General features: G+C 73.1%; 11 protein-coding genes. 7 read left to right on the plus strand and 4 right to left on the minus strand.

Annotated features, from left to right (window positions below; translation table 11 throughout):
- Positions 1–2: 2 nt before the first annotated feature.
- Positions 3–1547, minus strand: coding sequence for a M1 family metallopeptidase (locus ACN9M0_RS30595; RefSeq protein WP_399696752.1), 1545 nt, complete (start codon positions 1545–1547; stop codon positions 3–5).
- A gap of 225 nt (positions 1548–1772) precedes the next feature.
- On the opposite strand from ACN9M0_RS30595, the gene ACN9M0_RS30600 reads away from it, so the two are divergent.
- From ACN9M0_RS30600 to ACN9M0_RS30610, 3 genes are all read left to right on the plus strand, one after another.
- A complete protein-coding gene (locus tag ACN9M0_RS30600) occupies positions 1773–3806 on the plus strand; it encodes a Xaa-Pro dipeptidyl-peptidase (RefSeq protein ID WP_426404549.1) in 2034 nt (677 codons plus the stop codon).
- 37 nt (positions 3807–3843) lie between these two features.
- Complete coding sequence (locus ACN9M0_RS30605; protein ID WP_426404550.1) at positions 3844–5157, plus strand: M14 family metallopeptidase; 1314 nt, start codon at positions 3844–3846, stop codon at positions 5155–5157.
- Between the two features lie 118 nt (positions 5158–5275).
- A complete protein-coding gene (locus ACN9M0_RS30610; RefSeq protein WP_366042630.1) occupies positions 5276–5578 on the plus strand; it encodes a hypothetical protein in 303 nt (100 codons plus the stop codon).
- A 90-nt stretch (positions 5579–5668) separates the two neighbouring features.
- Here ACN9M0_RS30610 and ACN9M0_RS30615 read toward each other — a convergent pair whose 3' ends face one another.
- Complete coding sequence (locus ACN9M0_RS30615; protein WP_426404551.1) at positions 5669–6625, minus strand: FAD-dependent oxidoreductase; 957 nt, start codon at positions 6623–6625, stop codon at positions 5669–5671.
- Between the two features lie 90 nt (positions 6626–6715).
- Between ACN9M0_RS30615 and ACN9M0_RS30620 the strand changes: the two genes are divergently transcribed.
- The 4 genes from ACN9M0_RS30620 (at position 6716) to ACN9M0_RS30635 (ending at position 10088) form a co-directional block, all read left to right on the plus strand.
- The gene (locus ACN9M0_RS30620) at positions 6716–7168 is read left to right on the plus strand and encodes a hypothetical protein (protein ID WP_366042632.1); all 453 of its coding nucleotides are present in this window, start codon (positions 6716–6718) and stop codon (positions 7166–7168) included.
- 13 nt (positions 7169–7181) lie between these two features.
- Positions 7182–8819, plus strand: a complete 1638-nt coding sequence (locus ACN9M0_RS30625; RefSeq protein ID WP_366042633.1) for an ABC-F family ATP-binding cassette domain-containing protein — start codon at positions 7182–7184, stop codon at positions 8817–8819.
- A gap of 142 nt (positions 8820–8961) precedes the next feature.
- Positions 8962–9690, plus strand: coding sequence for a 2-phosphosulfolactate phosphatase (locus ACN9M0_RS30630; RefSeq protein WP_366042634.1), 729 nt, complete (start codon positions 8962–8964; stop codon positions 9688–9690).
- Positions 9687–10088: a hypothetical protein gene (locus ACN9M0_RS30635; protein ID WP_366042635.1), complete on the plus strand. Its 402-nt coding sequence runs from the start codon at positions 9687–9689 to the stop codon at positions 10086–10088. Before ACN9M0_RS30630 ends, ACN9M0_RS30635 begins: the two co-directional genes overlap by 4 nt.
- A gap of 72 nt (positions 10089–10160) precedes the next feature.
- On the opposite strand, the gene ACN9M0_RS30640 is transcribed toward ACN9M0_RS30635, so the two are convergent.
- Entirely contained in the window at positions 10161–10598 is a 438-nt protein-coding gene (locus tag ACN9M0_RS30640; RefSeq protein WP_366042636.1) for a DUF2690 domain-containing protein, read from the minus strand.
- A 204-nt stretch (positions 10599–10802) separates the two neighbouring features.
- Entirely contained in the window at positions 10803–11252 is a 450-nt protein-coding gene (locus ACN9M0_RS30645) for a DUF2690 domain-containing protein (protein ID WP_366042637.1), read from the minus strand.
- Positions 11253–11426 lie beyond the last annotated feature (174 nt).

Here is an 11426-nt window from a genome sequence, read left to right on the forward strand (position 1 = left end):
GCTCAGTGCCCGGGCGCCTCGTTCTCGTGGATCGTGTTCGTCTCCGCGATCTTCTTCCACGACTTCGGCTGCGCGGGCTTCGCCGTCGTCGAAGGCGCGGCGGAGCGGGCCGCCGGCGCCGTGGCCGGGGCGGACAGGCCCGCCGACGCCGCCGCAGGCGCGGCCGGCTTCGACGGCTGGTACAGCCACGTGTCGAAGAGCCCGGCCAGCGGCTTGCCGGAGACCCGCTCCGCGTACCGGACGAAGTCCGAGACGTGCGCGTTGCCGTAGGCGTTCTCCTGCGGCCAGCCCTTCAGGACCGCGAAGAAGGCCTCGTCGCCGATCTCGTTGCGCAGCGCCTGCAGGGCGAGCGCGCCGCGGTCGTAGACGGCGATGTGGAACTGGTTCTCGGCGCCCGGGTCACCCGGCTTCACCGTCCAGAACGGGTCGTCGGCCGCCCGCGTCGAGTACACGTAGTCCGCCAGCTCCTGGGCCGTGCCCTCGCCCTCCTTCTCGGACCAGAGCCACTGGCTGTAGCGGGCGAAGCCCTCGTTGACCCAGATGTCCTTCCAGTCGCGGACCGACACGCTGTCGCCGTACCACTGGTGCGCCAGCTCGTGGACGACCACCGACACGTTCGCGCCGTTGGCGAACTGCCGCGGGCTGTAGAACGGGCGGGTCTGCGTCTCCAGGGCGAAACCACTGGTCACGTTCGGCACGTAACCGCCGAGGGAGTTGAAGGGGTACGGCCCGAAGACCGACTCCAGCCACTCCGCCACCTCGGTCGTGCGCTCGATCGAGGCGCGCGCCGCGCCGTCGTTGTCGCCGAGGTTCTTGCTGTACGCGTTGAGGACGGGCAGCCCGTTCGCCGTCTTGTCCGTCGTGATGTCGAACTTGCCGACGGCGAGCGTCGTCAGGTACGTCGCCTGCGGCTTGTTGGAGCGCCAGTTGAAGCGGGTCCAGCCGAGCCGCGAGGACTGGGACTGCAGCACGCCGTTGCTGATGGCCTGGGTGCCGTCCGGTACCGAGACCGACACGTCGAAGGTGGCCTTGTCCAGCGGGTGGTCGTTGGACGGGAACCACCAGACGGCCGAGTCCGGCTCCTGCGCGGCGACGCCGCCGTCCGGAGTACGGGCCCAGGCGGACCAGCCGTCGATCTTGAACTCGGAAGGCTTGCCCGCGTAGCGGACGACGACCGTGACGGGCGTGTTCTTCGCCAGCGGGCTCGCCGGGGTGACCTCCAGCTCGTGGTCGCCCGAGGTGGCGAACTTCGCCAGGCGGCCGTTCACCCGGACCTCGCTGACCTGCAGTCCGAGGTCCAGGTTGAAGCGGGAGAGGTTCTCCTGCGTGGTGGCGAGGATCGTCGCCGTGCCCTCCAGGAGGTCCGTGGCGGGCTGGTACTTCAGACGCAGGTCGTAGTGGGAGACGTCGTAGCCGCCGTTGCCGCTGGTGGGGTAGTAGGAGTCGCCGATGCCCGGCGCGCCAGGCGCGAAGTCGGCCGCCGATGCCGGGATCGCCAGCAGCAGGGAGGCCGCGAGGGCGCTCGGAACGATGATTCTGCGGTGCACAGGTGCTCCCCAAGTCATAAGAAACGTAAGACGCGCGGGTGGTCGTCGGTCCTTAGTTCGGACCCTATTCAGCCCCCCGACGCACCGTCACGTCCAGAGGACCTCCTGTCACACGATCGCCATTCGGCCGACATGAACCCGCCCGTCTCCGGAATCACCCTGAATCACCCCTGAATCCCTCCGGCACTCTTTTGCCCGGGAGTTGACCGGGGTACGTTCCGGCGCATGCCGATGCGAATGCGGAGAACCCGCGGAGCCCGACTCACGTACGGAACCCTCGTGTCCGCGGCCACGGCCGCCCTGTTCGCGACCCTGGTCACCCCGGCCGGCGCGCAGCCCGAGCCCGCCGGGCCGTCCGTGCGCGAGTCCCGGCCGGTTTACTCGTACGCCGACGCCGTCCGCGAATCCGTCTGGGTCGACACCGGTCTCGACGGCGACGGCGACGGGCGCACCGACCGGGTCGCCGTCGACATCGTCCGCCCCCGCGAGCCCGCGGCAGCCGGCCGGAAGATCCCGGTCATCATGGACGCCAGCCCCTACTACGCCTGCTGCGGACGCGGCAACGAAGGCCAGAAGAAGACCTACGACACCGACGGCAACCCCGTCCAGCTGCCACTCTTCTACGACAACTACTTCGTCCCGCGCGGCTACGCCTTCGTCGCCGTCGACCTCGCCGGCACCAACCGCTCCGACGGCTGCGACGACGTCGGCGGCCGCTCCGACGTCCAGTCGGCCAAGGCCGTCGTCGACTGGCTGAACGGCCGCGCCCGCGGCTACACCTCCCGCACCGGCGGGGCCCCGGCCCGCGCCACCGCGTGGAGCACCGGGAACGTCGGCATGATCGGCAAGAGCTGGGACGGCACCATCGCCAACGGCGTCGCCGCCACCGGCGTCGAAGGGCTGAAAACGATCGTTCCGATCAGTGCGATCTCCTCCTGGTACGACTACTTCCACTCGCAGGGCGCCCCGCTCTACAACGCCAACCCGAGCTGGCTCTCCGAGTACGTGAACAGCCCCGAGGCGCAGGCCCGCTGCGGCGCCGTCCAGGACCGGATCACCGCGGCCACCCCCTACAGCGGCGACTGGACCCCGGCCTGGACCGAACGGGACTACGTCAAGGACGCCGGCAAGGTCAGGGCCAGCGTCTTCGTCGTCCACGGACAGCAGGACCTCAACGTCCGCGCCGGCCAGTTCGGCCGCTGGTGGGACGCGCTCGCCGCGTACGGCGTCGAGCGGAAGATCTGGCTCTCCCAGACCGGTCACGTCGACCCCTTCGACTTCCGGCGCGCCGACTGGGTCCGCACCCTGCACCGCTGGTTCGACCACTACCTCCTCGGCTACGACAACGGCATCGACCGCGAGCCCGTCGCCGACATCGAGCGCGCCCCGGACGTCTGGAGCACCGACCGGCAGTGGCCGTCGCGCGCCACCGCGACCACGACCCTGCGCCCGGCCCCCGGCGCCGTCTCCGGTCCGGGCGTCCTCGGCCGCGCACCCGCAGCACCCGGCTCCACCGCGACCCTCACCGACGACCCGGGCCTCGGAGAGCTGGACTGGGCCGCCCGGATCGACGCCGCGTCCCCCGAGAAGGCCGGGTTCGTCACCCGTCCGTTCTCCCGGGACCTGCGGATCTCCGGCTCCTCGAAGGTGACGGTCACCGTGACCCCCACCACCTCGACCGCGCACCTCTCCGCCGTCCTCGTCGACCTCGGGCCCGACACCATCCGGGACTACGCGGCGGCCGGCGAGGGCATCACCACCCTCACCGACCGCACCTGCTGGGGTGCGAGCACGCCGGGCGACAGCGCCTGCTTCAAGGAGACCGCGGCCCGCACGGCGGACGTCGCGTACACGGTCGTCAGCCGGGGCTGGGCCGACCTCGGCACCTGGGCGGACCCGCGCGAGGAGCGCCCGCTGACCCCCGGCAGGGCGTACACCCTCACCCTTGACCTCGCCCCGACCGACCACGTCGTCCCGGCAGGGCACCGGCTCGCCCTGATCGTCGGCGGCACCGACATGGACCTCCTCGATCCTCCGTCGACCACCCCGACCCTCACCTTCGACCTCGCCCGCACCTGGGCGAAGCTGCCCCTCGTCGGCGGCGCGGAGGCCTTCGACCGGGCCACGACGGGACCGGCCCCGGCCGTCCCGGCGCCCTCCGCCGTCCCGTCTCTGAGCGGCCCCGTCCCGCCGGCCGCCGTCACCGGCCCGCGCCTGCCCGGCCGGGGAGCGGCCCTCCCGTCGGGAGCCGCCCGATGAACCCCCGTACCTCACCGGCCGACACCGGGAGTGGCCGATGAACCCCCGCACCAGGCGTCGGAGTTCCCGTCGTGCTCTCGCCCTCGTGGTGGGTGCCGCCGCCCTCGCCCTGCCGCTCGTCACCGTCCCCGCCAAGGCGGCGGACAGCGCGCCCGCGCAGGCCCTCCCGCGCACCGGCTTCGAGGAGAGCCGGGGTGCCCGGTGGACCACCGAGGCCGAGGAGGGGGAGTTCCTCGCGGCGGTCGACCGGGGGAGCGACCGGGTGTCGCTGCGCGAGATCGGCACCACCGGGCAGGGCCGCCCGCTGCGGCTCGCCACCCTCGGCGCGGGCCGCGCCGGCACGACCGTGCTGCTCGTCTGCAGCCAGCACGGCGACGAGCCGGCGGGCCGGGAGGCCTGTCTGAGCACGGTGCGCGACCTCGCGTACGCCCAGGACCGGGAGACCCGGCGCTTCCTCGCCCGCACCACCCTCCTCGTCGTCCCCACCGCCAACCCCGACGGTCGGGAGGCCGACACCCGCGGCAACGGCGACGGCGTCGACGTCAACCGCGACCACCTCGCCCTGCGGACCGCCGAAGCGCGCGCGATCGCCGCCGTCATCCGCGACCGGCACCCCGAACTCGTCTACGACCTCCACGAGTACGGCGCCACCCCCCGCTACTACGACAAGGACCTGCTCGCCCTCTGGCCCCGCAGCCTCGACGCCGACCCGCACGTCCACGACGAGTCCCGGACGCTCTCGGAGTCCTACGTGCGGCCCGCCGCCGGGCTCGCCGGCTACAGCAGCGGCATCTACGGCATCTGGACCGACCCGCTCACCGGCGAGCCGGTCAAGCAGGTCGCCGGTGACGGCCAGGAGCGGATCCTGCGCAACACGGCCGGCGTCAAGCACTCCGCCGGGCTGCTCGTCGAGACCCGGGTGGACGCGCTCGACCAGGCCGAGAAGGACGACCCGGCCCGCAAGCACCGGCGCCGGGTCGCCACCCAGCACGCCGCGCTGAAGGGGGCCTTCGCCTACCTCGACGAGCGGCGCGGGCCGCTCACCGCGGCCACCGCCCTCGCCCGGCACACCGGCTTCGCCGACCGGGGCCCGGTCTACCTCGGCGGCGCCGACAACGATCCGGCCGAGCCGGGGGAGATCCTCGCCGACCCGCCCTGCGGGTACCGGCTCGATGCCGCCCAGTACGCCGAGGCGGGCGACGAACTCGCCCTGCACGGCGTGACCGTACGGGCCGAGGGCGCCGGGGCGTTCGTGCCGCTGCGCCAGTCGCAACGCGCGCTCGTCCCGCTGCTCCTGGACGCGCGAGCGGCCTATCACCTCGTCAGTGGGAGTCCTGTGGAGGAGTGTTGACGATCGGGTGCCGTCGGCCTGCCGTGGCGTGATTCCGATGTTTGCCGAGGTAAAGTTACCGGTCGGTACTGACCATGCCTCGAACGGGCCGTCAAGGCCCTGGAGTTGGAGAACCATCATGCGCCACATCAAGCCCGCACGCCGTGCCCTGACGGCCCTGCTCGCCACGACGCTGCTCGCCGGGGGCGTGCTGCTCGGCCAGACGGTGACCGCCGAGCCGGCCGCCGCCAAGACCGTCACCTGCAACATCAGCAAGCTCCGGGCGGACGCCCGCAAGGAGCGCGACCGCGCCGCCCAGCTCAAGCGCCTCGGCGCCACGACGGAGGCCCGCAAGGCCCTCGCCCGCGCCGACGCCCTGGAGCGCAAGGCCAAGCAGTGCGCCGACGCGGACAACAACAGCAAGCCGCCGCTCTGGAAGTAGTACGTCACGCGGGGCGGTTGCCATCCGAAAGGACGGCGACCGCCCCGCGGTCGTTCCCGCCGACTTCCGGCCAGGCGGGAACAGCCGTCCTCAGCCGACCGCCAGCTCCGCCGCCCGCTCCGCGCAGCCCCAGGCCACCGTCACCCCCGCGCCACCGTGCCCGTAGTGATGGACGAGCCGGCCCCCGCCCGGCAGCGGCACCGCCTCGATCCGCACCCCGCCCGCCCGCGCGGGCCGCAACCCCACCCGGTGCCCGAGGATCCGGGCCCCCGCGATCTCCGGCCGCACCCGCGCGCACCGCGCCACGATCGCCGCCGCCGTCGCGGGATCCGGGGCGAGCCGCTCGTCGCCCTCCTCGGCCGTCCCGCCGAGCACCAGCCGGCCGGGCTGCGGGAAGAAGTAGGTGGTCTCGCCCGCCGACTCGTCCGCCGCCGTGAACCACTCCTCGATCCCCGGGTTCTCCACCAGGACCAACTGGCCCCGCACCGGCCGCAGTCCGGGATCCGGTACGAGCTCCCGCGCCGCGAGCCCCGTGCAGTCGACCACCACCGGGGCCAGCGCCGCCGCCTCCTCGAAACCGCGGGCCTCGCGCTGCTCGAAGATCCCGCCCCTCGCCTCGAACCGGCTCCGCAGGAACGTCAGATGGACCGGCATGTCGATCAGCGGAAGCCGCGCCGCGAGCCCCGTCCGGTACGGCCCCGGCACCTCCTCCGGCGCCAACTGCCGTAGCCCCTCGACCTCCTTCGCCCACGGACCGAGACCGTCCAGGACCGTGTCCGCGTGGACCCCGGCCACCCACCGGACCCCGGTCCGCTCCGGATCCACGGCCAACTCCCCGTACACCCGCAGGGAAGCGAGCGCCCAGGCCCCGACCTCCGCCGCCGGCTCGATCCGGTACGGCCACCACAGGGCGCCCGCCACCGCCGAGGTCGTCCTCGTCACAGCGTCCCGGGACCAGATCCGCACCCGGAGTCCCCGCTCCGCCAGAGTCGTCGCCGTCGCGAGTCCGACGACCCCGCCGCCCACCACGATCACATCGCTCCTCATGCCGGGACCGTACCGGGAAGGCCCGGGACCGTACCGGGACCGGGACATTTCCGGGACGGTGCGGCCACGGAAGGGGGAAAGACTGGAGTCATGCCGGTCCCGCACACGCCCTTCGATCTCGCCCCCGCCGTCCCGTCGGGCGGCGACGACAGCCCCCGCCTCGACTTCCTCGTGGACGGCAGGCCGCTGCTCCACCGGCTCGACGAGACCGACGGCTTCGACACCGTCTCGCCCCTCGCTGCGGACATCCCGCCCACCGTCCGCCCCGAGCACGCCCACCACCTGCTCCTCGCCGACGGCAGCCGCCAGGTGATCCACTCCTGCCCCGACTGCGAGGACCCCGGCTGCGGCGCGGTCACCGCCGTCGTCGCACGCGAGGGCGGGGACGTCGTCTGGCGCGACTTCGCCTGGCAGACCGGCCCCACCGCCGACCTCGTCCGCGAGGGCTACCCCGGCGTCGGCCCGTACCGCTTCCACGGCCCGACCTACCGGTCCGTGCTGCTCCGGCTCCTCGAATCCCCGGCGTGTCGCAGCGTCGCCTAGGATTCGTTCCCTGATGACTGCAACCCTCGTCGCCAAGGACCTCGCCGCCGGCCACGGCGAACGCACCCTCTTCGCCGCGCTCGACCTCGTCGTCGCCCCCGGCGACGTCATCGGCCTGGTCGGCGTCAACGGCGCCGGCAAGTCGACCCTGCTGCGGCTGCTCGCCGGGATCGACACCCCGGAGGAGGGCGAGCTCCGGCTCTCCCCGCCCACCGCCGCCGTCGGCCACCTCCCGCAGGAGCCCGAGCGGCGCCCGGGGGAGACCGTGCGCGAGTTCCTCGCCCGCCGTACCGGCGTGGCCGCCGCCCAGACCGCCATGGACGAGGCCACCCAGGGGCTCGTCGACGGTACGCCCGGCGCGGACGACGCGTACGCCCTCACCCTGGAGCGCTGGCTGAACCTCGGCGGCGCCGACCTCGACGAGCGGGCCGAGGAGGTCGCCGACTCCCTCGGCCTCACCGTCGGTCTCGACCAGCCGATGACCTCCCTCTCCGGCGGGCAGGCCGCCCGCGCCGGCCTCGCCTCGCTCCTCCTCTCCCGCTACGACGTCTTCCTGCTCGACGAGCCCACCAACGACCTCGACCTCGAAGGCCTGGAGCGCCTGGAGTCCTTCGTGAAGGGGCTGCGTGCCGGGACGGTCGTCGTCAGCCACGACCGCGAGTTCCTCACCCGCACCGTCACCAAGGTCCTCGAACTCGACCTCGCCCAGCAGCAGATCACCCTGTACGGCGGCGGTTACGAGGCGTACCTGGAGGAGCGGGACACCGCCCGGCGCCACGCGCGGGAGGACTTCGATGAGTACGCCGGCAAGAAGGCCGCCCTCGAAGCGCGCGGCCACATGCAGCGCTCCTGGATGACGCAGGGCGTCAAGAACGCCCGCCGCAAGGCCACCGACGGCGACAAGCTCGGCCGCAACGCACGCAGCGAGGCCAGCGAGAAGCAGGCCGCGAAGGCCCGCCAGACCCAGCGCATGATCGAGCGCCTCGACGTCGTCGACGAGCCCCGCAAGGAGTGGGAGCTGCGCATGGAGATCGCCGCCGCGCCGCGCTCCGGCTCGGTCGTCGCGACCCTGCGCGAGGCCGAGGTGCGCCGGGGCGACTTCTCCTTCGGCCCCGTCACCCTCCAGATCGACTGGGCCGACCGGGTCGCCGTCACCGGGGCCAACGGTGCCGGGAAGTCGACCCTGCTCGCCGCCCTCCTCGGCCGCCTCCCGCTCGACTCCGGCGACGCGGTCCTCGGCTCGGGCGTCGTCGTCGGCGAGGTCGACCAGGCCCGGAAGCTGTTCCACGGTACGGAGACGCTCCTGGAGGCGTTCTGCGCTGCCGTGCCCGACACCGAGCCCGCCGAGGTCCGCACCCTGCTCGCCAAGTTCGGCCTGAAGGCCGTCCATGTGCTGCGGCCCGCGACCACGCTCTCCCCGGGCGAGCGGACGCGCGCCGCGCTGGCCCTGCTCCAGGGCCGGGGCGTGAACCTGCTGGTCCTCGACGAGCCGACCAACCACCTGGACCTGCCGGCCATCGAGCAGCTGGAGTCCGCCCTCGACTCGTACACCGGCACGCTCCTGCTCGTCACCCACGACCGCCGCATGCTCGACGCGGTCCGCACCACGCGCCGCATCGAGGTCGCCGACGGCAAGGTCACCGAACTCTGATGCCGGTCTCCTTCGGACGGGCCCCGCGAGGGCGGTCTCCTCGGGACGGGGCCGCGATGACGGCCGTGACCGGGAGCGGCCCGCGACGGAGGTCTTTCGGTGACGGGGCCGCGATGACGGCCGCCATCGGGAGCGGCCCGCGATGACCGTCTCCTTCGGCTGGGGCCCCGTCGAGGCGCGGGTCCTCGCCCCGGCGGCCGCCTGCGTGGTCGTCGTCGACGTGCTGTCCTTCACCACCTCCGTGGGCATCGCCGTCGAGGGCGGCACCGCCGTCCACCCGTACCGCTGGCGGGACGCCACCGCCGTGGCGTACGCGCGGGAGAAGGACGCCGTCCTCGCCGTCGGCCGGAGCGAGGCCACCGAGACGCACCCGTGGACGCTCTCCCCGGCCGCCCTGCGCGCCGCCCCGAGGCCGCCCCGACTGGTCCTGCCGTCCCCGAACGGCTCCACGATCGCCGCGGAGGCCGCCGCGCACGGCGCGACCGTGGTCGCGGCCTCGCTGCGGAACCACTCGGCCGTCGCCCGCCTGCTCAGCGACGGGGGATACGGCACGGCGGACCGCCCGCTCGCCGTCATCGCCTCCGGCGAGCGCTGGCCCGACGGCTCGCTGCGCCCCGCGCTCGAAGACCTGCTGGGTGCGGGAGCGGTGCTCTCCGCCCTCACGGGCCCGCACAGCCTGACCCCGGAGGCGACCGCGGCGGCCACGCTGTGGAACGCGACCGAGGACCCGGTCGCCGCCTTGCACGGCTGCGACTCGGGCCGTGAACTGTACGCGTACGGCTTTCCGCAGGACGTGGCCGTGGCCGCCGAGACCGACACCTCGACGACCGTCCCCGTGCTCGTGGACGGCGCATTCCAGGAGGCACCATGACCGACCTACTGACCCGGCTGACCGAGATGCTGGACGATCTGGACGCGGACGTGGACGAGACGATCGACCTCGCCGACGAGGTCGCGGCCTCGGGCGACGCCGGTCTCCTTCCGCGCCTCCAGGCGGAGCTGGACCGGGCCCTCACCGAGCGGAACGCCTACGCCCGTGAACTGCTCGGCGGCGTCCTCGCGGCCATCGGCGGCCCGGACGCCCTCCCGGCCCTGGTACGCGCCTCCGCCGTCGACCTCGGGGACGACCAGGACGGCCTGGCCGCCGAGATCGTCGACCTGGTCCAGGCGGACCCGAAGGCGGCCCGTCGTCTCCTCCAGCCGATGACGGAGGACGAGGACCTGTCCGTGGCCAACCGCGCCGACTGGGCGCTGCGCTTCCTGCCGTAACGGGGGGCGATGCGAAGAGGCCGCAGCCTCTCGGGCTGCGGCCTCGTTCACGCGGACGCGGGGGTCAGCGGTTTACCAGAAGTTGCTGCAGGTCACGTTGCCGTTGTCGCTGATGCAGACGCGGTAATACGCGGTGGGGCTGCCCAGCATGTTGGACCAGTCGGTGCCCGCCTCGTAGGGGAACTGCACCGTGAGGCTGCGCTGGAAGTCGGTGCCGGGGCCCAGCCACTTCTCGATGGAGCCGTACCGGGGCCACCACTGGCTGCCGGAGGGGGACGTGACGCGGACCCACCCGGCCTGGCATGCGCCGGACCAGCGCAGCTCGGCCTTGAAGCCGTTGCCGTTGATGGCGGTCGCCTTGGTGGTGGCGTCGCCGTCGCAGGCCTGCGAGACGGGGCCGAGGTTGTCGCAGCCGGAGCCGTAGCAGCCGGCGGCGTACGAGGTGCCCGCGAGCGGGACGAGGGCCATGGTCATCGCGGCAGCGGAAACGCCCGCCACCTTCGCGATCATGCGCTTCATTCTTGGTCGCTACCTTCAGGAGGAGGGGGGAGTGTTGCGCCCCACGTGGAAGCAGGAGCCGATCATGAGATCTGGCCTGTCCACATCAAAGGGCGGGGGCCGCCTCGCGCGGGGGGCCGCTCCGTTCCGCTTCCGTGCGCAAGGGGTCGGCCCGGTGGGCGTCGGCCCCGTTCGCACGGAAGCGGGTGTCAGGGTCTACCAGAAGGTGCTGCAGTCCACGTGGTTCGTGCCGGTGTCCTTGATGCAGACGCGGTAGTACGCGGTGGGGCTGCCCAGCATGTTGGACCAGTCCGTGCCCGGGTTGGGGAACTTCACCGAGAGGCTGCGCTGGAAGCCGGAGCCGTAGCTCGACCACTTCTCGATGTAGCCGTACTTGTCCCACCACTGGCCACCGGAGGAGTCGGTGACGCGGACCCACGCGGCCTGACACGCGGGGGACCAGCGCAGCTCGGCCTTGAGGCCGCCGTCGGCGGTGGCGGTCGTCTTGGTGGTGGCGTCGCCGTCGCAGGCCTGCGAGACGGGGCCGAGGTTGTCGCAGCCGGAGCCGTAGCAGCCGGCGGCGTACGAGGTGCCCGCGAGCGGGACGAGGGCCATGGTCATCGCGGCGGCGGAAACGCCCGCCACCTTCGCGATCATGCGCTTCATGGGTTGGTGCTACCTCCGGGAGCAGGAATGTCTCACGGCCCCCGTGGAGGCCGAAGCTGATCTTGGTCGTCTGTCCTGTCCGCGTCAATGGACAATTCGGATCGCCTCGGCTCGATGCCCGGTTGGTCCGAGGTCGTCCCCGCGTCCCCGGTCGGGGCGCGCGAGGACGACCTC

This window comes from Streptomyces sp. R-07, assembly GCF_049913175.1.
Classification (GTDB): Bacteria; Actinomycetota; Actinomycetes; order Streptomycetales; family Streptomycetaceae; genus Streptomyces.